The 25,954-nt window shown below is 62.8% G+C and carries 23 protein-coding genes; 12 read left to right on the forward strand and 11 right to left on the reverse strand.

The features are described from left to right. Positions 1-115 precede the first annotated feature (115 nt). The 5 genes from NH8B_RS11475 (at position 116) to NH8B_RS11495 (ending at position 5,997) form a co-directional block, all read left to right on the forward strand. Entirely contained in the window at positions 116-1,474 is a 1,359-nt protein-coding gene (locus NH8B_RS11475; protein WP_014087448.1) for a CpaF family protein, read from the forward strand. A gap of 8 nt (positions 1,475-1,482) precedes the next feature. After that, a complete protein-coding gene (locus NH8B_RS11480; RefSeq protein ID WP_014087449.1) occupies positions 1,483-2,457 on the forward strand; it encodes a type II secretion system F family protein in 975 nt (324 codons plus the stop codon). A gap of 35 nt (positions 2,458-2,492) precedes the next feature. After that, the gene (locus NH8B_RS11485; protein ID WP_014087450.1) at positions 2,493-3,437 is read left to right on the forward strand and encodes a type II secretion system F family protein; all 945 of its coding nucleotides are present in this window, start codon (positions 2,493-2,495) and stop codon (positions 3,435-3,437) included. A gap of 46 nt (positions 3,438-3,483) precedes the next feature. Further along, positions 3,484-4,620 carry a LytR C-terminal domain-containing protein gene (locus NH8B_RS11490; protein ID WP_041703488.1) on the forward strand — a complete coding sequence of 379 codons (1,137 nt, stop codon included), beginning with the start codon at positions 3,484-3,486 and terminating at the stop codon, positions 4,618-4,620. A gap of 300 nt (positions 4,621-4,920) precedes the next feature. Beyond that, complete coding sequence (locus tag NH8B_RS11495) at positions 4,921-5,997, forward strand: calcium:proton antiporter (RefSeq protein WP_014087452.1); 1,077 nt, start codon at positions 4,921-4,923, stop codon at positions 5,995-5,997. A gap of 207 nt (positions 5,998-6,204) precedes the next feature. Here the strand turns inward: NH8B_RS11495 and NH8B_RS11500 are convergent, their stop codons facing one another. The 7 genes from NH8B_RS11500 to NH8B_RS11530 all read right to left on the reverse strand — a co-directional run bounded on the left by NH8B_RS11500 (position 6,205) and on the right by NH8B_RS11530 (position 11,003). Continuing rightward, positions 6,205-6,558: a hypothetical protein gene (locus tag NH8B_RS11500; RefSeq protein ID WP_008952853.1), complete on the reverse strand. Its 354-nt coding sequence runs from the start codon at positions 6,556-6,558 to the stop codon at positions 6,205-6,207. 115 nt (positions 6,559-6,673) lie between these two features. After that, positions 6,674-7,171: a phosphatidylglycerophosphatase A family protein gene (locus tag NH8B_RS11505; RefSeq protein ID WP_014087454.1), complete on the reverse strand. Its 498-nt coding sequence runs from the start codon at positions 7,169-7,171 to the stop codon at positions 6,674-6,676. Next, entirely contained in the window at positions 7,155-8,105 is a 951-nt protein-coding gene (gene thiL / locus NH8B_RS11510; protein WP_014087455.1) for a thiamine-phosphate kinase, read from the reverse strand. Before thiL ends, NH8B_RS11505 begins: the two co-directional genes overlap by 17 nt. Positions 8,106-8,164: 59 nt before the next feature. Continuing rightward, the gene (gene nusB / locus NH8B_RS11515; protein WP_008952856.1) at positions 8,165-8,611 is read right to left on the reverse strand and encodes a transcription antitermination factor NusB; all 447 of its coding nucleotides are present in this window, start codon (positions 8,609-8,611) and stop codon (positions 8,165-8,167) included. Between the two features lie 65 nt (positions 8,612-8,676). Next, positions 8,677-9,144 (reverse strand): 6,7-dimethyl-8-ribityllumazine synthase, encoded by a 468-nt coding sequence (gene ribH / locus NH8B_RS11520; protein WP_041702945.1) that lies wholly within the window; start codon positions 9,142-9,144, stop codon positions 8,677-8,679. Positions 9,145-9,185: 41 nt separating this feature from the next. Continuing rightward, positions 9,186-10,292, reverse strand: coding sequence for a bifunctional 3,4-dihydroxy-2-butanone-4-phosphate synthase/GTP cyclohydrolase II (gene ribBA / locus NH8B_RS11525; RefSeq protein WP_014087457.1), 1,107 nt, complete (start codon positions 10,290-10,292; stop codon positions 9,186-9,188). Positions 10,293-10,391: 99 nt separating this feature from the next. Then, positions 10,392-11,003, reverse strand: coding sequence for a riboflavin synthase (locus tag NH8B_RS11530; protein WP_014087458.1), 612 nt, complete (start codon positions 11,001-11,003; stop codon positions 10,392-10,394). 170 nt (positions 11,004-11,173) lie between these two features. Between NH8B_RS11530 and NH8B_RS11535 the strand changes: the two genes are divergently transcribed. The 6 genes from NH8B_RS11535 to NH8B_RS11560 all read left to right on the forward strand — a co-directional run bounded on the left by NH8B_RS11535 (position 11,174) and on the right by NH8B_RS11560 (position 17,966). Then, positions 11,174-12,784, forward strand: coding sequence for a peptide chain release factor 3 (locus tag NH8B_RS11535; protein ID WP_014087460.1), 1,611 nt, complete (start codon positions 11,174-11,176; stop codon positions 12,782-12,784). A 6-nt stretch (positions 12,785-12,790) separates the two neighbouring features. Then, positions 12,791-13,639 carry a mechanosensitive ion channel domain-containing protein gene (locus NH8B_RS11540; RefSeq protein WP_014087461.1) on the forward strand — a complete coding sequence of 283 codons (849 nt, stop codon included), beginning with the start codon at positions 12,791-12,793 and terminating at the stop codon, positions 13,637-13,639. A gap of 52 nt (positions 13,640-13,691) precedes the next feature. Then, positions 13,692-14,336: a TetR/AcrR family transcriptional regulator gene (locus NH8B_RS11545; RefSeq protein ID WP_014087462.1), complete on the forward strand. Its 645-nt coding sequence runs from the start codon at positions 13,692-13,694 to the stop codon at positions 14,334-14,336. A 129-nt stretch (positions 14,337-14,465) separates the two neighbouring features. Next, positions 14,466-15,737 (forward strand): paraquat-inducible protein A, encoded by a 1,272-nt coding sequence (locus NH8B_RS11550; RefSeq protein ID WP_014087463.1) that lies wholly within the window; start codon positions 14,466-14,468, stop codon positions 15,735-15,737. Between the two features lie 4 nt (positions 15,738-15,741). Continuing rightward, positions 15,742-17,391 (forward strand): intermembrane transport protein PqiB, encoded by a 1,650-nt coding sequence (gene pqiB, locus NH8B_RS11555; protein ID WP_148282976.1) that lies wholly within the window; start codon positions 15,742-15,744, stop codon positions 17,389-17,391. Then, complete coding sequence (locus tag NH8B_RS11560; protein ID WP_014087465.1) at positions 17,388-17,966, forward strand: PqiC family protein; 579 nt, start codon at positions 17,388-17,390, stop codon at positions 17,964-17,966. The genes pqiB and NH8B_RS11560 overlap by 4 nt, the downstream gene beginning before the upstream one ends. A 26-nt stretch (positions 17,967-17,992) precedes the next feature. Here NH8B_RS11560 and NH8B_RS11565 read toward each other — a convergent pair whose 3' ends face one another. The 4 genes from NH8B_RS11565 to NH8B_RS11580 all read right to left on the reverse strand — a co-directional run bounded on the left by NH8B_RS11565 (position 17,993) and on the right by NH8B_RS11580 (position 24,390). Next, positions 17,993-19,426 carry a coniferyl aldehyde dehydrogenase gene (locus NH8B_RS11565; RefSeq protein ID WP_014087466.1) on the reverse strand — a complete coding sequence of 478 codons (1,434 nt, stop codon included), beginning with the start codon at positions 19,424-19,426 and terminating at the stop codon, positions 17,993-17,995. A gap of 161 nt (positions 19,427-19,587) precedes the next feature. Further along, on the reverse strand, positions 19,588-19,920 hold the full coding sequence (locus NH8B_RS11570; protein WP_041703490.1) for a tetratricopeptide repeat protein: 333 nt from the start codon (positions 19,918-19,920) through the stop codon (positions 19,588-19,590). A gap of 200 nt (positions 19,921-20,120) precedes the next feature. Further along, positions 20,121-23,120 carry a DNA translocase FtsK gene (locus NH8B_RS11575; RefSeq protein ID WP_014087468.1) on the reverse strand — a complete coding sequence of 1,000 codons (3,000 nt, stop codon included), beginning with the start codon at positions 23,118-23,120 and terminating at the stop codon, positions 20,121-20,123. 376 nt (positions 23,121-23,496) lie between these two features. Continuing rightward, positions 23,497-24,390 carry a LysR family transcriptional regulator gene (locus NH8B_RS11580; protein ID WP_008952869.1) on the reverse strand — a complete coding sequence of 298 codons (894 nt, stop codon included), beginning with the start codon at positions 24,388-24,390 and terminating at the stop codon, positions 23,497-23,499. A 509-nt stretch (positions 24,391-24,899) separates the two neighbouring features. Between NH8B_RS11580 and NH8B_RS11585 the strand changes: the two genes are divergently transcribed. Then, positions 24,900-25,892 carry a TRAP transporter substrate-binding protein gene (locus NH8B_RS11585; protein ID WP_014087469.1) on the forward strand — a complete coding sequence of 331 codons (993 nt, stop codon included), beginning with the start codon at positions 24,900-24,902 and terminating at the stop codon, positions 25,890-25,892. Positions 25,893-25,954: the final 62 nt, after the last annotated feature.

Raw genomic sequence — 25,954 nt, forward strand, 5'->3', positions numbered from 1 at the left:
GGCACGGGCCGAGATCTGCTAACGAGCATGGCATTTTCACTGTAACCACCGCATCAGCTGACTGGATTCTTGTTTTGCTCCCTGTCGCCTGATCACATGTAGAGGGGTAATCATCATGTCCTTGCGAGACCGGCTCGAATCGCTGCACACCCCACCCGAAGCGCTGCAAAACATCGTCAAATCGGCATCAGGCCTGGGTTATGAGACTTACCATGACCTGAAGGCGCGCATCCACCAAAAGCTGCTGGACCGGGTGGACCTGACCGTCATGGAAAGCCTGACCCCAGACCGTTTGAAGGATGAGCTCAAAATCCTGGTAGAGCGTTTGTTGAGTGAAGAAAACACCGCACTCAACGAGACGGAGCGGCGCAATCTGGTCCGCGACATCCAGCATGAAATGCTGGGCCTGGGGCCCCTGGAGCCCTTGCTCGCCGACCCCACCATTTCCGATATTCTGGTCAACACCTACCAGCAAATCTATATCGAACGGCGCGGCAAGCTGGAGCTGACCGACATCCGCTTCAATGACGACGCCCACCTCATGAAGATCATCGACAAGATCGTGTCGCGCATCGGCCGACGTGTCGACGAATCCAGCCCGATGGTCGACGCTCGCCTCCCGGATGGATCGCGGGTCAACGCCATCATCCCGCCTCTGGCCATCGATGGCCCGATCATGTCGATCCGCCGCTTTGCCGCCGTGCCCCTTCGCATGGACGACATCATTGAATACAAGAGTTTGACCCCGGACATGGCCACGGTGCTGAAGGGGTTGGCCAAGGCCAAGATGAACATGCTGATTTCGGGCGGAACGGGCAGCGGCAAGACCACCATGCTCAACATTCTTTCCGGCTTCATTCCAGAAGTTGAGCGCATCATCACGATTGAAGACGCCGCCGAACTTCAACTGCAGCAGCCGCACATAATCCGACTGGAAACTCGCCCACCCAATATCGAAGGGCGGGGCGAAGTACCCCAGCGTGCCCTGGTACGCAACAGTCTGCGCATGCGGCCGGACCGCATCATCCTTGGCGAGGTGCGCGGGGCGGAAGCACTGGACATGCTCCAGGCCATGAACACCGGGCACGAAGGTTCCATGGCGACCATTCACGCCAACACGCCTCGCGATGCCATTACCCGCCTGGAGAACATGGTCGGCATGTCCGGGATGAATCTGCCGCCCAAGGTCATCCGCCAACAGATCAGCTCCGCCATCAGCGTCATCATCCAGATCGCCCGCCTGACGGACGGCAAACGCAAAGTGGTCAGCATTCAGGAAATCACCGGCACCGAGGGCGACGTCATCACCATGCAGGAACTGTTCCATTATGTTCAGACCGGCATCGGCATGGATGGCGCAGTGCAAGGGTACTTCTGCGCCACAGGCGTTCGACCCAAATTCATCGACCGCCTCAAAACGCACGGTGTAGACATCTCCGACGCGCTGTTCGACCCCAATAAACGCTTCGAATAGGTGCAGACATGGACACCACCTTCGCAATACTCATCGTCCTGATTTTCATCGCCGTGGTCTTCCTGCTGGAAGGCGCTTATCTCACTTGGAACACCTACAAAGGACCGGAAGCGACACGTATCGAGCGACGCCTGCAGGCCATGTCCGCTGGAGCTCACCACAGCGAGTCGATGAGCCTGATGAAAGAACGGCTGCTCAGCGACACCAAGGTCGTTCAGCGATTTCTGCTGGGCATCCCGCGCGCGCACCAACTGGATCGGATACTCTTGCAATCTGGCCTCAAGCTCAAGGTGGGGAGTTTCCTTGGGCTGACACTGGCATGTGGCCTGGCTACCTTTTTCCTGTTGCAGCTCTTGCCACTTCCCCTTCTCGTTCCGGTTCTCGTCGGTTTGGCTGGTGCCACCATCCCCTGGATGGTGGTAATGCGTTTCCGCCATAAGCGCCTGGTAAAGTTCGAAGAGCAGTTACCCGATGCCATCGACCTGATGTGCCGCGCCCTGCGTGCCGGTCATGCCCTTCCGCAATCGCTGAAAATGATAGGCGACGAAATGTCCGACCCGATCGCCGGCGAGTTTCGCACCACGTTCGATGAAGTGAATTATGGTTTCTCACTACAAGAGGCCATGATGAACCTGGCTACCCGCATCCCGAGTACAGATCTTCGCTACATGGTGATCGCCGTGCTGATTCAGCGCGAAACCGGCGGCAACCTAGCTGAGCTGCTGGGCAACATCAGCGCGCTGATTCGTGCACGGCTCAAGCTCTACGGCACGATCAGGGTTCTCTCCGCCGAAGGCAAGCTTTCGGCCTGGATCCTGACCATCCTGCCCTTTGCTGTCGCGCTCATCATCCACCTGCTCAACCCAGACTTCATGAAGGTGCTCTGGGAAGACCAAACGGGATTGATGATGGTGGTGGGTATCGGCGGCATGATGCTGGCCGGCATTGTCTGGATGCGCAAGATCATCAAGATTCAGGTTTGATCGTCGGCCGCACAACGCATTGAGAGGGAAACGACATGAACACCTCGCAGTGGATTTATCTGGGCATCATTTTTGTGGCGGTTTTTGGCGTTGCCCTGACCATTTCGCTACAGATGGCACCCAACCGCGTCAAAGCACGCCTGGACAAGATTTCCGAAACGGAAACCCCCATCGATTCGGATAACTCGTCAGCCTGGGTTGCCAAAGCCGTCAAGATCGCGACCCCACTCGCCAAGCTCTCGGTTCCAGCAGAAGGCTGGGAAACCTCCCCCATTCGTATTCGCTTCATGAACGCAGGTTACCGCGGCCAGTCCGCCGTTCCACTGTTCTTTGGCGCCAAGACCTTTCTCGCGCTGCTGTTTCCCACCATTCTGTTTCTCTACCTGGGCCTGACCGGTGGGCATCAGGACGGCACCAATTTCCTGCTGTTCATGCTCCTTGCCGCCGGGATCGGTTACTACCTGCCCAATATCCTTCTCTCCCGTCGTATCGAAAACCGTCAGCGCGAGATTTTCAACAACTTCCCGGATGCCATCGACCTTCTGCTGGTTTGTGTCGAGGCGGGCCTGGGGCTCGATGCCGCTTTACTCAAGGTTGGGGAAGAAATGCGCATCAAGAGCCCTATTCTTGCTGACGAGCTTCACTTGGTGAACCTCGAATTGCGCGCCGGCAGCACCAAGGAAAGAGCCCTGCGCAATCTGGCCATCCGTACCGGGGTACAGGAAGTGGACACCCTGGTTGCCATGCTGATTCAATCAGACCGCTTTGGTACCAGCATCGGCGAATCGCTGCGCGTGCATGCCGACGACCTTCGTACCAAGCGCCGCCTACGCGCCGAAGAAGCCGCGGCAAAGATTCCACTGAAACTGCTTTTCCCTCTGATTTTCTGCATCTTCCCGGCCCTGCTTCTGGTCTTGCTCGGACCGGCCTTTATCCAGATTTACCGTGTGCTGCTTCCCACAATGGGTGGCGGGCAATAAGTCATATCGCATAACTTGATAGACAGTCGCTATGGAAGGCCCCATCATGAAAACAAAGTATATGGCGTTGCCGTTGTTATGCCTTGCGCCTTTTCTGCAAAGTTGCGAATCCACCCCGCCAAAACAAGCATGGGAAATGCAACCGTTGATGCGGGTAAGCAACTCCAATGATAGTCCGGCTGCGTACTACCAACTCGGCCGCTACTACCAGGGACAGAATCGAGCTGACAAGGCTATCCCAGCCTTTCAGAAAGCGCTCGCCCTGGATAGCCAGTATGCCGAGGCCCACAATGCACTGGGGGCGTTATATGCGGCACAAGGCCGTTACGACATGGCCATCGCCGAATTTCAAAAAGCCCTGACCACGTCCCCAGGCAGCCCTCATTTCCTCAACAATCTTGGCTACACCCTCTATCTGCAAGGCCACTATGCCGAAGCCGCCGCCATCTACGAGAAAGCGGTGGCACTAAACCCCTCCGACCTCAAAATCGTCAATAACCGCAACCTCACCTTGGGCAAGCTGGGAGGACGAGAGCAAGCTAAACCGGCGCCGCTGCTGGCCGGCATGCCCCAAGCCGCTCCCTCCCCCACCACCCTGGCCTCGGCTAGCGATCCCACGAAGACAGCAGTCGATCAGAGACGGCAGGACACCATAGTCGCAGTGGCAACACCTCTGGCAAGTGCTCCTCCGCCGACATCATCGCCCGTACCTTACACTGCGGAGGAAGGGCATCCCGTGCAAAAAACTGCCATTGATCCTCCGAGCACTAACCTCCATGAGCCGCAACAGGAAAAGAATGCTCCAGCAGCCATGTTGACCTGGAAAGAAACAACGAAGGCCGCAATGACTCACCCCGTTCCGCGTGTTGAGGTGTCGAATGGAAATGGTGTCACTGGAATGGCGAAGCGGGTCGGCTATGCGCTTGCCGATCAAGGCTTCGCAAAAGCTCGTCTCACCAATCAGAAACCTTTCCAGCAATCGGTAACGCTGGTGGAATACCGAAAAGGCTTTGCTCCCGAAGCGGAAAGACTCAGTGCCAGCCTACCGGTCAAGCCAATGATCAAGGAAAAGAACGATCTGAGAACCAGCACGGACATACGCCTGGTGCTAGGGAAGGACGTGAAGCGCAACATTGCTCTTGTAACGCCGAGACAGCAACCCATCCGCTTCGCGCACAAATGACAAGCTGGATGCACGGGAACTACAGCAGCAATACCAAACCATCCAGCCACTTGAATTCTGCACTGTCTCTCTGTTTTACCTGAGACCGGTCGGGCTTCGTTCTCGGAGAAAATGCCCACAACCTCAAGCAACGACCACTTCTCTGACAAAGGCAGACCCAGTTCCATCCTACGGCCCCTTTGCCATCAGGAACTTGGCGTTCCCGATCGAGGGCCAAAACAGTTGCTGGTTTAGCGCCGCGTCACACGTCAGCCCAGTGTTTGTTATGATATTCCGGATCAATACAACTGCGGATTTTTGATGAAGGCCATACTCTCCGAAAAAAACCTTTTGATCGCCACTTTTGTGGCGATTGTTCTTTTTGCCCTTGAGCACAGCCTGCTCCAGATGAGCAAACCGGTGGTTTTTGTTGTCATCGCCATTCTGCTCGCCACCATCATGGGCGCCGCCCTGCGCGTGGCTCACCATGCCGAGATGCTGGCGGTGAAGCTGGGCGAGCCCTACGGGACGATGATCCTAACGCTATCGGCGGTATTGGTGGAGGTGGTGATTCTGGCGATCATGATGCTTTCAGGCGGCGGTCCCACCCTGGCGCGCGACACGGTCTATTCGGCGCTGATGCTGGACATCAACGGCATACTCGGCTTTGCCGCCATCATCGGCGGACTGAAGCACGGGGAGCAGCCGTATAACCTCGATTCGGGCAACAGCTACGTATCGATGATACTAGTGGCGGTAGGCGTGTCTATGTTCGTGCCCGAATTTGTGCCACAAGAAAAGTGGCAGGCCTACTCAGCCTTTACCATCGTGGCGATGGCGCTGCTTTATGGCCTGTTCTTGCGCCTGCAGACCGGCAAGCACAGCTATTTCTTCGATTACGCCTACGAGCACCAGGAAGAGCACGAACACGGGGCCGAGAGCATTTCGACCGGAAAGCACGCTGGCCTGCTGGTGCTGAGCATCGGGTTGATCGGGGTGTTGTCGGAACTGATGGCGGCTTTCCTGCACGCAGGACTGGAGGGCAGCGGGCTGCCCGCGATCGTTCCGGCCATCCTGGTGGCCTTGATTTCGGCGAGCCCGGAGATTCTGACCGCGATGCGGGCCGCCGTTGCCAATCGCATGCAATCGGTGCTGAACATTGCGCTGGGAGCATCGCTGGCAACCGTGGTTCTGACCATCCCAGTGATAGAGGGGATTGCCTTGTTTACCGGCCAACCAATCCAGATGGCGATGACTCCCGCGCAGACCGCCATGGTGCTGCTGACCCTGCTGGTGGCGACCATCAACTTGCACGATGGGGAGACCAACGCCATCGAGGGCTACACGCATGTGGCACTGTTTGCCACGTTCCTGTTTTTGGCCGGGATCGGGCTGTAGAGGCTAGGCGGGAACCAGAAAGAGGGACAGGTGGCGCATCCTGCTCTGGATGGGTGATCCGCTGAGAAAACCATCCAGACTTCCGGTGCATGGCCTGATGGGTTACGGCGCCAGCGCCTTCACCCATCCTACCTACGGAAAGAAACGTGGCTGGAGTAGAGGCCGTCGTTTCCGGCGAGTATAGGCTTAATGGGCACCCAGCCCGACTTACTTGCGACGCTTCGGCTTTTGCCCGCTATCGGGCTGTAAAAACAGCGGGTCGGCATCGAACAGCATGCCGGTACGACCAGTCTGGGACTGACAGGCGATCAGCAACGCCCGGTTGATCGCCTCTTTCTTGCTGACCCCCCACCATTCGATCATCTTGTCGAGCGACTTTTGCGCCTCGCGATTGAGTTCCACGGTGATCGACAACTCCTGCAGGCGGTTGCGGCGCAGTTCGCGGCTGCGCCGCTTGCGCTCGGCCACGCTCATGGCGCGCTCACCCAACGGCTTGCGGCCGGGCTTTTTGCGCACCCCGCCAATCAGGTCGAGGGTGTAGTGATCACAGGGGTCTATCATGCAATGGTGACGGGTCACGTTGGAGGGGCGCAAGAATACCACGAAGCAGCTTGCAGCGGGAGACCCTCGCTGTCTCTAGGGCCGATTCAGGCCGGTTTCCCGACCCCGATCGACCTCATACCAGACCAGCCCCGCTGGCCAGCCATAGCACGGCCATGGCAAACAACGCGGCGATCAGATCGTCCAGCATCACCCCGAAACCACCGTGGACATGGCGGTCGAACCAGCGGATCGGCCACGGCTTGACGATGTCGAACAGACGGAACAACCCGAATGCCAACGCCCAGCCGGTCACGGTGAACGGTGTTATCGACAGCACCAGCAGCATGGCGACGATCTCGTCCCAGACGATACCGCCGTAGTCGTGCACTCCCAGCGCATCCCCGGCAACCTGGCACACCCATACACCAAAGACAAACAGGGGCAGGCACAGCGCGGCCAGCAGCATGCCGTCCATCCCAGCCAAATGCAGCAGCCAGGCCAGCGGCAAGGCGGCCAGCGTGCCCCAGGTGCCCGGTGCGCGCGCCGCCAGGCCGGAGCCAAAACCGAACGCCAGGAAGTGGGCCGGACGGCGCAGGACGAAGGCCCAATCAGGTTTACGCAAAGTGGTCAAACCCGCCCCTTTGCAGAGTCACCGGCTGTCCGGCGACATCCAGCAGGTGGCTTCCCTGCCCCGCCACGATACGGCCGATACGCGTCAGCGTGCAGTCCAGTTCTTCGGCCAACCCTTGCAACTCGGCACGGGTCGAGGACGGGGCGGTGAAGCACAACTCGTAATCATCGCCCCCGGCCGCGATGGCGTCGGCCAGCCGGCCGCGGTTTTCCGCCATCCAGGGCAAGGTCGGCAAGGATTCCAGCCACACCTCGGCAGCGACGTCAGAGCGCTCCAGGATGTGGCCGAGATCGGCCATCAGGCCGTCGGACACGTCGATGGCGGCGTGCGCCACGTCCAGCAAGCGCTGGCCGAGCGCGACGCGCGGTGTGGGGTAGTCGAGCTTGCGGCGACAGACGGCGAGCACCTCCGGTGGAAGCGCGACATCGCCACGCAGCCGCTGGCCTACCGCCAACGCGGCCAGGCCCAGCTCGCCGCTGACCCAGACGTCGTCCCCCACTTGGGCGGCATCGCGCCGCAACGCCTGGCCGGCAGGGGCTTCGCCGAAGATGGTGACGGAGAGCGTGAGCGGGCCACGCGTGGTGTCACCGCCGATCACGCTCACGCCATGTGCTTCGGCCAGGCCGAAGAAACCGGCAGCGAACTCGCTGGCCCAGTGCTCGTCGACTTGGGGCAAGGCCAGCGACAGCACGGCCCAGCGCGGCGTGGCTCCCATCGCGGCGATGTCGGAGAGGTTCACCGCCAGCGTCTTGTGGCCCAGCGCCCTCGGTTCGACATCGGCAAAGAAGTGCCTTCCCTCCACCAGCATGTCGACCGAAACGTGCAGATCGTGGCCGGGAGTCGGCCTGATGATGGCCGCGTCATCCCCGACCCCGAGCACGGCGTTGGCCGCCGGCCGGGTGAAGTGGCGCTGGATCAGTTCAAATTCATTCATGGGCACACACGTAAAAACACCCGCCGGCAGCGGGTGTTGCTGTGAAAATAGGCGCTTTATTAGTGGGCGCGACGGGAGCGCTGCGAGGCGACCTCGTCCGGGCGCACGTCGGCGGCCAGTTTGTCGAGCACACCGTTGACGAACTTGTGACCATCGGTGCCGCCGAAGGTTTTGGTGATCTCGATGGCTTCGTTGATGATCACCGGGTACGGCGTTTCCGGATGCTGGGTCAGTTCCAATGCCGCCATCAGCAAGACCGCGCGCTCGACCGGGCTGACTTCGTCGGCCGGACGCTCGTAGTAACGGTCGATCTTGGGCGACAGTTCTGCCGCATCTTTCAGTACGCCGAACAGCAGCGTACGGAACAGCGCTTCGTCGGCCTTGACGAAATAGTCGTTCTCGCGCAGGTGTTTCTCGATCAGCGAAGCCGGGCGGTCCGGGTTCAGCTCCCACTCGTAGATGCCCTGAACGGCAAATTCGCGCGCGCGACGGCGAGACGTTTTCATGTAATGCGAATCCTTGTCTTTAAAGAACGATGGCGACGCGACGCGACGCCGGCAGAGGGAACGGCTTAGCCGCGCAACGCCTTGCGCAGGTTGACCATTTCGATCGCGACACGGGCAGCCTCGCGGCCCTTCTCGATCATGCGGGCCTCGGCCTGCTCGTCGGTTTCGGTGGTCAAGATGGCGTTGGCGACCGGGATGTCGAAATCGAGGCCGACACGGGTTACCCCGGCGCCGGATTCGTTCGACACCAGCTCGAAATGGTAGGTTTCGCCGCGAATCACCGCTCCCAGCGACACCAGTGCATCGAAACGGCCGGACTTGGCCATGGTTTGCAACACCAGCGGCACTTCCAGCGCGCCCGGCACGGTAGCCAGGGTGATGTTGGCGGGGTCGACGCCCAGCGCGCGCAGCTCGCCCAGGCAGGCATCGCGCAGACCGTGGCACACGTTCTCGTTGAAGCGGGCCATGACCACGCCCACCTTCAGGCCTTGGCCGTTGAAATCGGAATCGATGCGCTGGATAGCTTCAAGCATGGTGACCTCGCGGCAAATCGGTAACAAAACGGTGCATTCTACTAGATTTCGATGTGGACGTGTTCGGGCTGGCAGAATCCGGTGACCTCAAGCTCGAAGCCGGTCATCGACGGCAGGTTGAGCGGAGTCGACATCAGCTTCATCTTGCCTACCCCCAGCGATTTCAGCATTTGGGCGCCGATGCCGAAGGTTTTGCCATCCCATTTTGCCTTGGGCGCTTCTTGCTGCGGCAAGGCACGGGCCAGCAGATCCAGCCCGGTTTCGTTGCGATGCAGCAGGATCATCACGCCCTTGCCGGTTTCCTCGATGATTTCCAGGGCATTGGGCACGGTCCAGGAGTGGGGGCTGCCGAGCGGATCGATCAGGTCCATCACCGACAGCGGCTCGTGCACGCGCACCAGGGTTTCCTGATCGGCACGGATATCCCCCTTGGCCAGCGCCAGGTGGGTGGCCTGAGTCATGGTGTCGCGGAATACGTGCATATCGAACGAGCCGAACGGGGTGTCGATCGGGCGCTGGCCGACGTGCTCGACCAGGTTCTCGGTCTCGCTGCGGTAGTTGATCAGGCTGGCGATGGTGCCGATCTTCAAGCCGTGGGTGGCAGCAAATTCCATCAGCTCGGGCAGGCGCGCCATGGTGCCGTCGTCGTTCATGATTTCGCAGATCACCGAGGCCGGCTCCAGTCCGGCCAGACGCGACAGGTCGCACCCTGCCTCGGTATGGCCGGCACGCACCAGCACGCCGCCCTTTTGCGCCTTCAACGGGAAAACGTGACCCGGCTGCACGATGTCGGTCGGCTTGGCCTCGCGCGCCACCGCCACCAGGGTGGTGTGGGCGCGATCGGCGGCGGAGATGCCGGTGGTAACGCCCTCGGCGGCTTCGATCGACACCGTGAAATTGGTGCCGAAACTGGTGCCGTTGTTGGTCGCCATCATCGGCAGGTTCAGTTGCTTGCAGCGCTCTTCGGTCAACGTCAGGCAGATCAGGCCGCGGCCGTGCTTGGCCATGAAATTGATCGCTTCCGGCGTGACGTGCTCGGCTGCCATTACCAGATCGCCTTCGTTCTCGCGGTCCTCGGCGTCCACCAGCACCACCATCTTGCCGGCCTTGATGTCGGCGATGATGTCCTGAATCGGGGAGATGGTCATTGCGGTTTTCCTTGTGCTTTCATGCGGCCGTGCCGGTCGCGTGGGATGTTCGTGGCGGCGGTCATGGGACAGGCTCTTCGGCCAACCCTCTGCCGGATTTCAGTCCTTGCGCTGCGCCAGCACGCGTTCGACGGTGTCGACGATCGCCTGCGTCTGCGGATCGATCTCGATGTTGATGGCGTCGCCGGGCTGGCGGCTGCCGATGATGGTGCGCTCCAGCGTCTCGGGGATCAGGTGGACGCAGAAACGGTTGCCGTCGACCGCGCCGATGGTGAGGCTGATGCCGTCAATACCGATATAGCCCTTGGTGAGGACATATTTGGCGTGCTCCGCCGGCAATTCGAACCAGATGGTGCGGTTGTTCGGGCTTTCGACCACCTCGACGACACGGGCGAGGCACAGGATATGGCCGGACATGGCGTGGCCGCCGATCTCGTCGCCAAAACGCGCCGCTCGTTCGATGTTGACGCGATCGCCTACCTTCAGCTCGCCGAGGTTGGTGATGCGTAGCGTTTCCTGCATCAGGTCGAAATAGACCAGATCGCCCTCGACACGGGTGACGGTCAGGCAGCAGCCGTTGTGCGCCACCGAGGCCCCCAGTTCGAGTCCCTGCAGCAGGTGGACGGGCAGGCGCACGACGTGGGTGCGGAAGCGTTCTTTTTCTTCGATGCGGACGACCTCGGCGGCCGCCTGGACTATGCCGGTAAACATGGTAAGGGTCTTTTCTGCCGGAGCACTGCGGCCGGTGAACGTGAAACGGCCATGATAACGAAATCCGCGCCCGGTGCCGACGCCCGCACCGGAAAAAGAATCCGGCGCGATGTGTCTGCGACGGGCGTTATCGGGTAAAATTTGGGGTTTTGAATCCAATCTCAAGCCCCATGTCCGCCGAATTGACCCGCATTGCCGAAGAAGTGGCGCGCCGCCGCACCTTCGCCATCATCTCCCACCCTGACGCCGGTAAGACCACGCTGACCGAGAAGCTGCTGCTGTTCTCGGGCGCGATCCAGATGGCCGGCACGGTCAAGGGCAGGAAAACCGGCAAGTTCGCCACCTCGGACTGGATGGAGATCGAGAAGCAGCGCGGCATCTCGGTCGCCTCGTCGGTGATGCAGTTCGACTACCGCGACCATACCGTCAACCTGCTCGACACCCCGGGCCACCAGGACTTCTCCGAAGACACCTACCGCGTTCTGACGGCGGTGGACTCGGCGCTGATGGTGATCGACGCCGCCAAGGGTGTGGAAGAGCAGACCATCAAGCTATTGAATGTGTGCCGACTGCGCTCGACGCCGATCGTCACCTTCATGAACAAATACGACCGTGAAGTGCGCGACTCGCTTGAACTGCTGGACGAGGTGGAAAGCGTGCTGAAGATCCGCTGCGCACCGGTCACCTGGCCGATCGGCATGGGCAAGAACTTCCGCGGCGTGTACCACATGCTGCGCGACGAAGTGCTGTTGTTCGAGGCCGGCGCCGAAAAGATCACGCTCGATCTGGAAGTGATCCAGGGCATCGACAATCCGCGCCTGGACGAGCTGTTCCCGCTCGAGATGGAACAGCTGCGCATGGAGATCGAGCTGGTCAAGGGCGCCTCGAACGAGTTCAATCTGGACGAATTCCTGGCCGGCGAACTGACCCCGGTGTTCTTCGGCTCGGCCATCAACAACTTCGGCGTGCGCGAGATTCTCAACGCGCTGATCGACTGGGCGCCGATGCCGGCCACCCGCGACGCCACCCTGCGCGAGGTAGCCCCGACCGAAGAGCCGTTCTCCGGCTTCGTGTTCAAGATCCAGGCCAATATGGACCCGAAGCACCGCGACCGCATCGCCTTCCTGCGCGTGTGCTCGGGCAGATTCGAACGCGGCATGAAGATGAAGCACCTGCGCCTGAACCGCGACATTGCCGCCTCGAGCGTGGTGACCTTCATGTCGCACGACCGCGAGATCGTGGAAGAGGCCTTTGCCGGCGACATCATCGGCATCCCGAACCACGGCAACATCCAGATCGGCGACAGCTTCTCGGAAGGCGAACAACTGGCCTTCACCGGCATCCCGTTCTTCGCCCCTGAACTGTTCCGCTCGGTGCGCATCCGCAACCCGCTGAAGATCAAGCAGCTGCAGAAAGGTCTGCAACAGCTGGGCGAAGAAGGCGCGGTGCAGGTGTTCAAGCCGCACAACGGCGGCGATCTGATCCTGGGTGCCGTCGGCGTGCTGCAGTTCGAAGTCGTGGCGTCGCGCCTGGCCGCCGAATACGGCGTGGACGCGGTATTTGAATCGGCCAGCATCTGGTCGGCACGCTGGGTATCGTGCGAGGACCGTAAGAAGCTGGAGGAGTTCGAGAAGGGCAACCTGAACAACCTGTCCACCGACGCCGGCGGCAACCTGGCCTACCTGGCCCCCAACCGCGTCAACCTGCAACTGACGCAGGAACGCTGGCCCGCCATCACCTTCCACGAGACCCGTGAACACGCGGTCAAGCTGAACGACTAAGCCGGAATGGAGCGCCTGTTCGACTGGCTGGCCAGCCTCAGCCACCTCTATGTGATCGACATCATCCGCTCGGTTGCGCTGGTGCTGTTGCTGGTGGTGGTGCGCAGCACCGTGATACGCGCCATTTCGGCCAACCCCAACGTGCCCCTGGAGGTGCGGCGGCGCTGGTCGATTAGCCTGCGCAACGGCCTGGTGATTCTGGGCTTGATCGGCATGGTGACCATCTGGGCCAAGCAGCTGGAGACCATCGCCTTGTCGATGGTCGCCTTCGCGGCGGCCCTGGTAGTGGCGACCAAGGAGCTCTTCATGTGCGTAGGCGGGTCGCTGATCCGCACCACCAGCAACAGCTTCGACCTGGGCGACCATATCGAAATCGCCAACCTGCGCGGACGGGTGGTGGACATCAACCTGTTTTCCACCACCATCATGGAGATCGGCCCGCGCCACGACGCCCACCAGCTCACCGGCCGGGCCGTATCCTTCCCCAACAGCCTGCTGCTGAGCCACCCGGTGGTGCGCGAGAACTACATGGGCGACTACGTGGTGCACGTCACCACCGTGGCGGTGCCCTACAGCGTCCCGCCGGCCCAGGCCGAACGCCTGCTGAAAGCCGCCGCCGAGGAGGCGTGCGCCCCGCACGTGCAGGCTGCGCGCCAGCACATGGAACGTATCGCCGCCCGCCACCTGGTCGACACCCCGTCGGTAGAGCCGCGCATTGCCATCTTCCCGATCGACGACAAGCGCTACAACCTGATTCTGCGCATCTCCATACCCGCCAAGGACAGGCACCGGGTCGAACAGGCGATTCTGCACCAGTTCATGTGCCGCTGTTTTCCGGAAAAGGCCGTAGAGTAATAGCTCTAGCCATGGCATACTCACGGCCTTCACCCTGCTGCCACCCTGCCCCATGACCCGAAAACGCATCAAGACGTACGATCGTATCGTCGAGGAAAGCTTAACGCTGTTCAACGAACAGGGCGAACGCAGCATTAGCACCAACCACATCGCGGCCCACCTGGGGATCAGCCCGGGCAACCTGTACTACCACTTCCGCAACAAGGAAGAGATCGTCCTCCAGATCTTCCTGCAATACCGCCGCTTCATCACCGAGCGGCTTGCCGTTCCACCCGAACGCGAGCTGCAGGTGGAAGACCTGGTGAACTACCTCGACACCGCCTTCCTCGCGATGTGGCGCTTCCGCTTCATGTTCTACGACCTGCCCGGCCTACTGGCGCGCAACCCGCAGCTGCAGAACGAGTACCACCAGTTCGTCAACAGCGAACTGAAAGACATTCTCAGCCATCACTTTCGCGCCTTCATCCAGCTCGGGCTACTGGAAATGGACGACGACGATATCGAGTCGATCTCGGTCAATATCTGGCTGGTGGTGAAGTTCTGGTTCGCCTTCGAGCAAACCGCCCACCCCAAGGCCGTCATCACCGAAGCGTCGGGCCGGCGTGGCGTGAAGCAGGTGCTCACCCTGCTCAAGCCCTATGTGCAACCGCCCTTCCTGGCCGCCTTCACCGAACTGCGCCGCCGCTACGACAGCTAGACCCGGTCAGACGGCCCCGCCAACTGCCGACATCCCTCGGGCTCGGTGCCCCTCCCTGTCGGCCAATACCTCCCTCCGGCGCGGTTTCGACGTAGACTGTCGGTTATATCGCTATCGATCCAGCACAAGATGCCCTCCACCCTGGCCACCCCGTTCGCCCCGGCCGAGCCGATGACCCTGCCCGCGCACGTCATGGCCTGCCCGCAGTGCGGTCTGCACGTCACCCTGCCCGCCCTGCGGGTAGGCGAAGAGGCGTTTTGCCCGCGCTGTGACGAGCACCTGGTCAGCATCCCGCGCTCACCCGTCGACGCCCCCCTGGCCTTCGCCTGGACCTCGCTGATACTGCTCTTGCTGGCGTGCAGCTTTCCGCTGCTCGCCATCGACGTGCAAGGCAACCAGACCCAGATCTCGCTGCTGCAGAACGCCGAGGCAATCTACCGGCGCGACTTCGCCCTGCTGGCCAACGTGCTGCTGCTGTGCGTACTGCTGCTGCCCGGGCTGTTCCTGCTGACCGTGATCTACCTGTTTTCCGGGATAAAGACCGGGCGCCGGCTGCCCGGCCTACGCCCGCTGGCCACACTGGTCGGGCGGATTCAACCATGGATGATGGTCGACGTGTTCCTGCTCGGCGCCATCGTCAGCATGATCAAGATGGCCTCCTTGGCCCAGGTGGGTTTCGGGCTGTCGTTCTGGGCGCTGCTGGGCTTCAGCCTGGCGCTGACGCGCACCGGCAGCCTGATCGAGCCGCATTGGCTGCATTACCGCATCAACCTGCTGCATGGCACCGACCCCACGCAGGGCCAGGCCGAACCGAGCCATGGCTGCCATACCTGCGGCTTTCTGTCGCCGGCCAGCGAAGAACGTTGCCGCTTCTGCCACGCCACCCTGCATGCCCGTCATCCCCGCAGCCTGCAGAAGACCGCCGCACTGCTGCTGGCCGCGGTGGTGCTCTACGTCCCGGCCAACCTGTACCCGATCATGCTGACCGAGTCGCTCGGCCGCATCACCCCGTCGACCATCGTCCAGGGTATTTTCGTGATGTGGCAGAACCGCTCCTACCCGATTGCCTTGATCATCTTCGTCGCCAGCGTGTTCATCCCCATCGCCAAGATGATTGCACTCGCCCTGCTCTGCCTCGCCGCCGCCATCCCGAACCAGGTCCACCCGCTGCACCTGACGCGGCTGTACCGCGTCATCGATTTCATCGGCCGCTGGTCGATGGTCGACGTGTTCGTGGTCATCATCCTGGTCACGCTGGTGCACATGGGCTCGCTGATGTCGGTCCACCCCGGCGTCGCCGCACTCTCCTTTTGCGGCATGGTCCTGGCAACCATGCTGTCGGCCATGAGTTTTGACGTACGCTTGTTATGGGATGTAAAACAACCGGGTTCAACCGGGTAAGAACATGACGAATTCCACTGACGAAAACCAACATCCGGCACGAACCCGGCCACTGCGGCGGCTCTCCATGGTCTGGATCGTACCGATCATCGCCATGCTGGCGGGCTTGTGGATGATCTACGACACCTGGAGCAAGCTGGGGCCGGAGATCACCCTGAACATGGCCAGCGCCGAGGGCATCACCCCGGAAAAAACCACCATCCGGGTGCTCGACGTCAATATCGGCAAAGTCACCGCCGTACGGCTGAGCCCCGACAACAAGAGCGTACGGGTCACGGCCCGGCTCGATGCCGACACCGACTCGCTGCTGAGCGTCGACAGCCGCTTCTGGGTGGTCAAGCCGCGCATCGACAAGACCGGGGTATCCGGGCTGGGCACGCTGCTCTCCGGCGCCTATATCCAGCTGCAGCCGGGCAAATCGCCGGAACGGAAGACGGAGTTCCAGGCCTTGGCGTCGGCACCAGTCACCGGCCCCGATGTCCCGGGGCTGCGGATTCGCCTCAACGGCCAGAATGTGAGGGTGCTGTCGGTGGCCGACCCGGTGCTGTACCAGGGGTTTCAGGTCGGACGGGTTGAAACGGCCCACTTCGACCCCGCCACCCGGCAAATGAACTACCAGCTGTTCATCGAACAGCCCTACGACCGGCTGGTGACTGACACCTCCCGCTTCTGGGTCGCCAGCGGCCTGCAGATCAGCGCCACCGCTGAAGGGCTCAAGATACGCACCGGCTCGCTGGAAACCCTGGTCAGCGGGGGCGTCGCCTTCGACGTTCCGCGCGGCCGACCGTTAGGGGGGCGGGTTGCCAACATGACGCCGTTCAACCTCTACCCGGACCAGGACAGCATCAACGAGCAATACAGCGGGCGGCATATCGATTACCTGGCCTTCTTTGACGAATCGGTGCGTGGCCTGACGGTCGGCGCGCCGGTAGAGTACCGGGGCCTGCGCATCGGCACGGTGCAAGCGCTCCCCTACCCGCTGAAGAGCCAGAAGCGCTGGGTGCTTGGCGAGCGGCGCATTCCGGTGCTGCTGCGCATCGAACCCGACCGCATCGAATCCTTTACCCAATCCCGCCCGAACGACTGGCAGCAAGAAATCGAACGCGCGATTGGCGAAGGGCTCAACGCCCGCCTGAAAACCGGCAGCCTGCTGACCGGCGCCGTGTTCGTCGACCTCGATTTCGACGGCAAGCTGCGCGAGCGGCACACCGCCAGCGTCGACGGCCTGCCGGTGCTGCCGACCACCAGCGGCGGACTGGCCCAGATCGAGACCAAGGTGATCGCCCTGCTCAACAAGCTCAACAGCCTGAAGCTCGACACGACGCTGAACACCGCCGACCAGACCTTGGCCGAAGGACAGCGCACCTTGAGCGAGGTACGCCGCCTGACCCAGCGCCTGGACGGATTGCTGGCCCAGCCGGATACACAGCAGCTGCCGCAAGACTTGCGCGGCACCCTGCAGGAATTGCAGCAAACGCTGAATGGCGTCTCGCCGCAGTCCCCCGCTTACCAGCAGCTGCAACAATCGCTGTCGACGCTGAACCAGTTGCTGCGGGAGATGCGCCCGGTTGTCCGCACCCTGGACGAAGCCCCCAACGCCCTGCTGTTCAACCGTTCCGCCCGCGACCCCGAGCCGAAAGGAGCCACACCATGATGCGCTGTTACGGGCTTGCACTACTGGCCGCGCTGGCCGGCTGCGCCAGCGCACCCGAGATCCACTACTACCGGCTGTCGGACGAGACCATGGCAACGCCCCAGGCCGTCGCTGTCGAGGGCAACATTCAGCTCAGCGTCCGGTTACCCGACTACCTGAACGACCGCAACATCGTCTACCAGAGCGACGACGTCACCATCGCCACCGCCCGCCAAAACCTCTGGGCGGAACCGCCGGAGCAAGCCATCGGCCGCCGCTTGAGCGCCGAGCTGGGCCAGTTGCGGCCACACTACGGCTGGTCCACCCCGCTGAGCGGCGGCGGCCCGCGTGATCCGGTGCTGGAAGTCGTGTTCGACCAGTTCAACGGCCGTTTCAATGGACGTGCCGTGCTGAGCGGGCACTGGCTGCTACGCGACGGACGGTCGGCGACGCCGAGCCGCCACCCCTTCCGCATCGAGGCCCGCCAGCAAGGGGACGGCTACCCGGCCCTGGTCAGGGCGCTCAACCAGGGGCTGGTCGAGCTGGCTGGGCAGATCGCCCGCCAGTTACCACCCCCAGCATTCAAGCCGGCGTAAGCGCTGCCGGCAGATGACGCGGCTGCTCAACGCCGCAGCATCAGCTTCAGCAGCCAGCGTGCGCGGGTGCCGTAGGGCGGCCGCATCCAGGCGATGGCGTTCGGCCGCCCCTGCCGGAAGACAGGGCGCAGCTTGGAGAACGCCTGAAAGCCCTCTCGTCCATGATAATGCCCCATGCCGGAGTGACCGACGCCACCGAAGGGCAGATCGCCCTGCGCCACGTGCAGCATGGTCTCGTTGACCGTCACCCCGCCAGAGCGGGTCTGGCGCAGCACTGAGCGAACCCGTTGGGCGTTGTCGTCGAACAGGTAGAGCGCGAGGGGGTGAGGCCGCTGGTTGACGTAGGCGATGGCGGCCTCGATGGAATCGTATTCGATCAGCGGCAGGATGGGGCCGAAAATTTCCTGCTGCAGCAGTGCGGCCTCGGGCGGGCAGTTCCACACCAGCGTCAGCGGGAAGGCGCGGCGAATGCGCCAGTCCTCGGACGGCGGATTCACCTGGCGTATCTGCGCCCCTTTTGCTTTCGCATCGTCGAGCAGCCCTTCCAGGCGCTGCAGTTGGTCCGGGTTGATGATGGTGGTGTAGTCGGGGTTGTCGACCCAGTGCGGGTAGCGTCGAACCGCCTCATTCTCGATGGCGTCGAGCAAGGCCTGGCGCTCCCCGGCCGAAACCAGCACGTAATCCGGCGCCACACAGGTCTGACCGGCGTTGAGCAGCTTGCCGGCCACGATGGCGGCCGCGGCACGCGCTGGCGAGAAACCCGGGGCGACAATGACCGGGGATTTGCCGCCCAGCTCCAGCGTCACCGGCACCAAGTGGTCGGCAGCGCCCTTCATGACCTGCCGCCCCACCTCGGTGGAGCCGGTGAACAGCAGATGATCGAAGGGCAGCGCACTGAAGGCCCGGGCCACATCGACGCCACCGTTGACCGTCTGCACCCATTCGGACCCCAGGTAGCGTTCCAGCAGGCTGGCCAACAGCTGGCCGGTGCGCGGGGTGAATTCGGACATCTTGATCATCACCCGGTTGCCGGCGGCCAACGCGCTCACCAGCGGGCCGAGCGCCAGGTACAGCGGGTAATTCCATGGCACCACGATGCCCACCACGCCGAGCGGCTGCGGCTCGACCCAAGCCTGCCCGGGCCAGAACCAGAATGCCACACCGCGGCGCTGACGCTTCATCCAGCGCGCCAGGTGATGCCGGGCGTGACGTATCGCCTCCAGCGTCGGGAACAGCTCCAACACGCGTGTTTCCACCTCGCTGCGGTGGCCAAAGTCGGCCGATACCGCTTCCGCCAGCGCAGCCTGGTGATCGACCAGCAGATGCGCCAGGGACTGCAACAGCGTGAGCCGCTGCTGCAGCGTCGAATCGTCCCGCTCGCGGCATAGCTGGCGCAGCGCCGCGAGCCGCTCCGACAAGGTCGGCGCGTCGTCCGCCGTATGACCGCCATTGATCTCCATGTCCCGCCTCCGATCAACCAAACGGTTGTTTGGTTTATTGGCACGCCGAGCTTATCACCTCAAAGGGGCAGGGCGACATCCGACGCCGTGAAACAGCATCGGCATCATCCTAAGGCGGGGGCTTGCAGCAGGCCCCCTTTCGGGGGCGGACCATGGCGCGATCAGCCGGTCTCGCCCAGGCTTTTCTGCAGGCGGCGGGCAAACACGGTCATTTCCTTGACCGCCTGGATGTCGCCCTTGGCCTGGGCCACGGCGATGCCTGCCTGATAGACGGCCAGCGCCTCTCGCTCCTGACCGGCCGAGGCCAGCACCTTGCCCAGGAGCTTCCAGGCCGCCGAGTAGTCGTGCTGCATCGTCAGCGCCGCCCTCAGGTGCTTTTCGGCTTCGGCCCAGTCTTGCGCATGCACGTACTCGTTGGCGATGCCGAAGCGCAACAGCGCTCCGTCGCGCGGGGTATCGAGCAGTTTCAGCAGGTTTTGCAGTATTGGTGACATGGCCATCCCTCCGCTAGTTGAATGCTTCCCATGATCTCATATCCGTCTTATCCCGGAGCGGGACGGCGAAAACCGGGAACCGCCGGCTCCTTCACCGCTTGCCTCCTGGCCATGCCGGCCCGGTCAGCATTTGCCACGTTGGACATGAAACGACAAAAGCGCCGCCGCAGCCGCGCTTTTGTCATGGGGAGAAGCCGGGGCTAGAAAGAGCGGTCGGGCACCAGCACGGTACGGTTTCCGTTGCTCTCCATCGCACTGACGATGCCGGCCGCCTCCATTTCTTCGATCAGGCGCGCGGCGCGGTTGTAGCCGATGCGCAGGTGGCGCTGTACCGACGAGATCGACGGCTTGCGCGTGCGCAGCACGATCTCGACCGCCTCGTCGTACAGCGGATCGGTTTCCGCCGTGCTCTTGCCTCCGGTGTCAGCCGCGGCGGTCTCTTCCGCCTCCGCTTCGCCGGTGAGCAGCCCCTCCACGTAATCCGGCTCGCCGAACTGCTTGAGGTGTTCGACCACGGCGTGCACCTCCTCGTCGGTGACGAAGGCGCCGTGCACCCGCTGCGGGTAGCCGGTGCCCGGCGGCAGGAACAGCATGTCGCCCTGACCCAGCAGGCTTTCCGCGCCCATTTGGTCGAGAATGGTGCGGCTGTCGACCTTGCTCGACACCTGGAAGGCGATGCGGGTCGGGATGTTGGCCTTGATCAGGCCGGTGATGACGTCCACCGACGGGCGCTGCGTGGCGAGGATCAGGTGGATGCCGGCCGCGCGCGCCTTCTGCGCCAGGCGGGCAATCAGTTCTTCGATCTTCTTGCCGGCGACCATCATCAGGTCGGCGAATTCGTCCACCACCACCACGATGAACGGCAGCGGCGCCAAGGGCTCCGGCGTTTCCGGGGTCAGACTGAACGGGTTGGTGAGCTTGTGACCGGATTCTTCGGCCTCGCGCACCTTCTGGTTGAAGCCGGCCAGGTTGCGCACGCCCAGCGCGCTCATCAGCCGGTAGCGCTTTTCCATCTCGCCGACGCACCAGTTGAGCGCGTTGGCGGCAAGCTTCATGTCGGTCACCACCGGCGCCAAGAGATGCGGAATGTCGTTGTACACCGACAGTTCCAGCATCTTGGGGTCGATCATGATGAAGCGCACTTCGTCCGGCGTGGCCTTGTACAGCATCGACAGGATCATGGCGTTGACGCCGACCGACTTGCCGGAGCCGGTGGTGCCGGCGACCAGCAGGTGCGGCGCCTTGGCCAGATCCATCACCACCGGCTGGCCGGTGATGTCCTTGCCCAGCGCCAGCGTCAGGCGCGAGGCGGGGTCCTGGAACACGTTGGCCGAAAAGATTTCCGAGAGGCGGATCATCTGCCGGCGCGGGTTGGGCAGCTCCAGTCCCATGCAGGTTTTGCCGGGAATGGTCTCGACCACGCGGATCGACGCCAGGCCCAACGCGCGCGCCAGGTCCTTCACCAGGTTGACCACTTGGTTGCCGCGCACGCCGACCGCCGGCTCCACCTCGTAGCGGGTGATCACCGGGCCGGCGTAGGCATCGACCACGCTGACCTTGACCTTGAACTCGGCGCATTTTTCCTCGATGACGATACCGCGTTCGAGCAGCAGCTCCTCGTTCTGAGGTTCTTCGAAACCGTCGGCCGGGTTGAGCAGCTCCAGCGGTGGCAGGCAGGCCTCGCCGTAGATCACCGGCAAGGGGTGCTTGTGCAGCACGGGGGCCGCGGGCGCGCGGGCGGGTTCCACGTCAGGCCAGATCGCATCCTCGGCCTCGATCTCGACCGGCTCGGACACGGGATAGGCCGGCGCGGCCGGGGCGTCGGCAACGGGCTCAGCTTTCGGCCAACCTGTTGCGGGTGCGGGTGCGGGTGCGGATGCGGGACGCTCGCTGATCATTTCCCACACCAGACCGGACGCCGGCCGCTGCGGCGTTTCGGGTGGCGTGACGGCAACAGGTTCCGGCTCGACCTCCTCAACCACGGCAGCCGCCGGCTTTGACACTGCGCTCCAGGCAGGCGCGGCAACCGCCGCTTGCCCCGACGCCACGGGATCCGGCCGGGGGGCGGGCTCGTCGGGAGCGGCCTTCATCTTCATGATGGGCGCCGCGACGGCAACCGGCGCGGCGCCCACCGCTGGCACGGGAGCCGGCGCGGGCACACGAACAGCCGGTTCGCACTGTGGCGGGAGCTCCGTCACAACCGCTGTCGCCGGGGCCGGCGGCGGCGTTACGGCGACAAACTCGGGCATGGCCGGAGCGCTCGGCATGCTGACAGGCGCGGCATCGACAACGGTCCGAATCGCCGAAGGCGGCTCCATCGCGGCCGGCGGCATGATGGGGGCGCGTGGCGCGGCAACCGTGGCCGGCCGTGCCAGGGGCGGCGTGGCGATCACCGGTTTCGGCGGCACCACGACGGGGCGCGGGCTGGCTGGCGCCGGGATACCCTTGAGCGGTTTGGCCACCGGGGTGAAGTGCTGCGGCGGCTTGTCGCCATGGATCTGGCGCAATTGCGCCCTCACCTCGTCGGCACCGATCAGCGGCAACTCCGGGGCAGTGGACTCGAACCCGGCGCGGGAGCGCCCCGCCCCTTTCAGATCGTTCTCGCGCTGGCGCCGTCGCACGCCGGCGTGCAGGTTATGCTGCACATCGGCCAGCCCGATCACCGGCAGCGCCGGGTTGGCCGGTTCGGCCTGGCGGCGGCGGGCGGGCGTCTGGAAACGGGGCAGCTCGACATGGGGCAGGTTCCTGTCGGGTGCGGGTGCGGGTGCGACCGAGCCGCGGCGAGCCGTCGCCGCTGGCGCGGAACGAGATTCCACGGCGTCGGCTGCCCCGGACTGCACCCGCTGAGGCTCGGCCGGACGGCGCTGGGGAGCCTGGAAGCGCGGCAGTTCAACTTGCGGCAGACCGGGGTCCGGCATCGACGGAGTGCGCCGAGCCGGAGGCGCGGATGCGGGGCGGGACGCGGCGTCATTCGGCGCCGGCACCGGTCGTGCCTCTTCCATGGCCGGCGAGGCGGGCTGATTCGGACGCGGCACCGGCTCGAACAAGGTCGTGTCATCCCATTCCTCGGCACGCCGGTCATCGCCAATGTCGAACAGACGATCAAACCAGTGCGTGAGCTTTTCCAGCGGCAACCGACCACTACGCACCAGCCAGGCACCCGCCACCACCACACACAGCAACAATAGGACCCACACCATCAAATCCAGCTTTCCATCTTGTCTTGAAGCGTAAACGCAAATTGTACCCGCTTTTGTCACGACATCGTGCTCGCAAGGGCTGAGTTCCCCTTGCTGACACAGGCTGCCGCATGCGCTCCCTGCCTTTCCTGCCCAGGCGGTGGAAATACAAAAGGGCCCCGGCAACGCTGGCGGGGCCCAAAGAGGAGAAATCTGATTTCAGCATAGCCCCTGGCGCGAGCTATGCCACCCTTCTAATTCGATTTTTGATCTACTCCGACTCAGGCAGGACTTCAGGCCGGTGACGATAGCCATGCCAGCGCTCATTTCGACCCGCGCCCAGCCCGGAAACCGGCATTGTCGCGGCCCCAGACCGCACCTGCCGTGGCTCAACCCTCTAACCACGCTCCGTGGATTCGCGCACCATCTGGTAGAGCGCGCCGGCGGCCGGCGAGAATTCGGCCGTTTTACGCGCGATCAGCACCAAGCCCCTGGCGATCACCGGATCGACCAGGGACAGCACGCGAATGCGCGGGTAGGCGTCGCTCTGCAAGGCCAGGCGCGGCAACACGGCGGCGCCGACCCCTTCCGCCACCAGCCCCAGCGCGGTGGAAACACGCTGCACCTCGTACACCGACTGCAGGGCCAGGTTCTGCCCCTCCAGGGCGCGGTCGAGCAAGGGCCGGTTGCCGCTGAACTGGCCGATCGAAATCAGCGAATAGGGCTCCAACTCTTTCCAGGAGAGCTGCGTGCGCTCGCTCAACGGGTGGTCGTCACGACAGATCAGGACGAAGTCGTCCTCCAACAGCGGGACGCTGCTCAGTTCGGCATGGTGCGAGCCGGCGATGGTGATGCCGAACTCGGCCTCGCGCTGCAGCACGGCGCTGGACACCCCGGCGGAGGTGTGGTCGAGGATCTTGATGCGGTTGTCAGGGTATTTGGCCGAATAGGCCTGGATGATCCGGGGCAGGAAGCGCACCCCCACCGTCGGCACGCAGGCGATGGTGACGCTGCCGCGCTTGAGCTTGCCGGTATCGCGGATTTCGCCCAGCGAGCTGGCAAGCTCACCCAGCAAACGCTTGGCATGCGGTAGAAAATCCTCGCCGACGCGGGTCAGCGCCACCGAGCGCGTGGTGCGCTCGATCAGCTTGACGCCCAGGTACTCCTCGAGATTCTGCAGCCGTCGGGTGATGCCGGCCTGGGACAGGAACAGGCTTTCGGCGGCGGTCTGGAAGCTGCCGCTTTCCGCAATGGCAATGAAGGCCTGCACGCCGATGGTGTCGATTTTCATGAGCAATACTCAATAATCACTTATATCAATTCATTTTACTCATGCCAATCGGATGCGCACAATTCGGACATGGCCTCTGCCAGTACAGGCAGAGAAAACCCCGATTCCGCCCGCACCGCGAGCCAGCATGATCGGCACCGTTTCCACAGTGTGACTCCATTAAGCCGCCCCGCAATCAGGGCGGCTCTTTTTTTGGTCAAGGCGCCGGGAACGCGCCTCCGCCGCCATCTTGGATTGCGCCGCGCCAGCCGCTGCCGGTACGGAATTTCCTCCACTCGCCAAATACAGAAAAACTCATCAATACACAACAATAATGCATTTAACAAAAGAGAAGTCTCTGGCGACAATGGCCTCACCGAAGCGCGGAAGCGGAGCCTCCACCAAACCAAGGGTTGGCCGAACACCCGCCACCGCGCGACGCCATGAAAAGAGCCTGAACGGCAGACACGATCACGATCGCTGTTGGCCCGACGGCCAGGAAGCCTACAACGTCAAGGAGAGACAGATTCATGAAGCGCCTGATCACCTCGCTGGCCATCGCCGCCGCCTTTAGCGCAACCGCCCCGGCCTTTGCCAGCACCCCCATCGTCATCAAGTTCAGCCACGTCGTCGCACCCGACACGCCGAAGGGCCAGGCTGCCGAGTACTTCAAGAAGTTGGCCGAAGAACGCACCAAGGGCCAGGTCAAGGTCGTCATCTATCCCAACAGCCAGCTGTACAAGGACAAGGAAGAACTGGAAGCGCTGCAACTGGGCGCGGTGCAGATGCTGGCGCCGACCACCAGCAAATTCGGTCCGATGGGGCTGAAGGAATTCGAGGTCTTCGACCTGCCCTATCTCTTCATGAACGAAGACCAGGTGCACAAAGTGACGCGCGGCCCGGTCGGGCAGGCCCTGCTGAAAAAACTCGAGCCCCGGGGGCTCAAAGGACTGGCGTTCTGGGACAACGGTTTTCGCGTGTTCAGCGCCAACAGACCGGTGCGCACACCGCAGGACATCAAGGGCCTGAAGATCCGCATCAACTCGTCCAAGGTGAACACCGCCATCGTGCAGTCGGTCGGCGCCCTGCCCCAGACCATGGCGTTGTCCGAGGTCTACCAGGCCTTGCAGACCGGCGTGGTGGACGGTGCCGACGGCAACATTTCCAATCTGTACACCCAGAAGCAGTTCGAGGTGCAGAAATACATGACCAATACCCGCCACTCCTATAGCGGCTACGCCGTGGTGGTGAACAAGAAGTTCTGGGACGGCCTGCCCGGGGACATCCGCACCACGCTGGAAGGAGCGATGAAGGACGCCTCCGAATACAACGACCAGATGGCCGAGAAAGACACCACCATCGCCCTGAACGCCATCAAGGCTTCGGGCAAGACGCAAATCTACGAGCCCACCGCGGCCGAGAAAGCCGCCTGGGTGAAGGAGATGCAGCCGGTTCAGAACGAGATGGCCGCGCGCATCGGCAGCGACACCGTCAAGGCCATCCACGCCGCTCTTGCCAAGTAAACCGATACCACCGCGACGAACATCGGGCTCCCACCGACGAGGGGAGCCCGATGTCTTCTCCC

Source organism: Pseudogulbenkiania sp. NH8B (assembly GCF_000283535.1).
GTDB classification, from domain to species: domain Bacteria; phylum Pseudomonadota; class Gammaproteobacteria; order Burkholderiales; family Chromobacteriaceae; genus Pseudogulbenkiania; species Pseudogulbenkiania ferrooxidans.

Bases quoted from the DNA above. Each gene is read 5' to 3' on its own strand.
- NH8B_RS11475 (WP_014087448.1), top strand. From the start codon at position 116: ATGTCCTTGCGAGACCGGCTCGAATCGCTGCACACCCCACCCGAAGCG.
- NH8B_RS11480 (WP_014087449.1), top strand. From the start codon at position 1,483: ATGGACACCACCTTCGCAATACTCATCGTCCTGATTTTCATCGCCGTG.
- NH8B_RS11485 (WP_014087450.1), top strand. From the start codon at position 2,493: ATGAACACCTCGCAGTGGATTTATCTGGGCATCATTTTTGTGGCGGTT.
- NH8B_RS11490 (WP_041703488.1), top strand. From the start codon at position 3,484: ATGAAAACAAAGTATATGGCGTTGCCGTTGTTATGCCTTGCGCCTTTT.
- NH8B_RS11495 (WP_014087452.1), top strand. From the start codon at position 4,921: ATGAAGGCCATACTCTCCGAAAAAAACCTTTTGATCGCCACTTTTGTG.
- NH8B_RS11500 (WP_008952853.1), bottom strand. From the start codon at position 6,558: ATGATAGACCCCTGTGATCACTACACCCTCGACCTGATTGGCGGGGTG.
- thiL (WP_014087455.1), bottom strand. From the start codon at position 8,105: ATGAATGAATTTGAACTGATCCAGCGCCACTTCACCCGGCCGGCGGCC.
- nusB (WP_008952856.1), bottom strand. From the start codon at position 8,611: ATGAAAACGTCTCGCCGTCGCGCGCGCGAATTTGCCGTTCAGGGCATC.
- ribH (WP_041702945.1), bottom strand. From the start codon at position 9,144: ATGCTTGAAGCTATCCAGCGCATCGATTCCGATTTCAACGGCCAAGGC.
- ribBA (WP_014087457.1), bottom strand. From the start codon at position 10,292: ATGACCATCTCCCCGATTCAGGACATCATCGCCGACATCAAGGCCGGC.
- NH8B_RS11530 (WP_014087458.1), bottom strand. From the start codon at position 11,003: ATGTTTACCGGCATAGTCCAGGCGGCCGCCGAGGTCGTCCGCATCGAA.
- NH8B_RS11535 (WP_014087460.1), top strand. From the start codon at position 11,174: ATGTCCGCCGAATTGACCCGCATTGCCGAAGAAGTGGCGCGCCGCCGC.
- NH8B_RS11540 (WP_014087461.1), top strand. From the start codon at position 12,791: ATGGAGCGCCTGTTCGACTGGCTGGCCAGCCTCAGCCACCTCTATGTG.
- NH8B_RS11545 (WP_014087462.1), top strand. From the start codon at position 13,692: ATGACCCGAAAACGCATCAAGACGTACGATCGTATCGTCGAGGAAAGC.
- NH8B_RS11550 (WP_014087463.1), top strand. From the start codon at position 14,466: ATGCCCTCCACCCTGGCCACCCCGTTCGCCCCGGCCGAGCCGATGACC.
- pqiB (WP_148282976.1), top strand. From the start codon at position 15,742: ATGACGAATTCCACTGACGAAAACCAACATCCGGCACGAACCCGGCCA.
- NH8B_RS11560 (WP_014087465.1), top strand. From the start codon at position 17,388: ATGATGCGCTGTTACGGGCTTGCACTACTGGCCGCGCTGGCCGGCTGC.
- NH8B_RS11565 (WP_014087466.1), bottom strand. From the start codon at position 19,426: ATGGAGATCAATGGCGGTCATACGGCGGACGACGCGCCGACCTTGTCG.
- NH8B_RS11570 (WP_041703490.1), bottom strand. From the start codon at position 19,920: ATGTCACCAATACTGCAAAACCTGCTGAAACTGCTCGATACCCCGCGC.
- NH8B_RS11575 (WP_014087468.1), bottom strand. From the start codon at position 23,120: ATGGTGTGGGTCCTATTGTTGCTGTGTGTGGTGGTGGCGGGTGCCTGG.
- NH8B_RS11580 (WP_008952869.1), bottom strand. From the start codon at position 24,390: ATGAAAATCGACACCATCGGCGTGCAGGCCTTCATTGCCATTGCGGAA.
- NH8B_RS11585 (WP_014087469.1), top strand. From the start codon at position 24,900: ATGAAGCGCCTGATCACCTCGCTGGCCATCGCCGCCGCCTTTAGCGCA.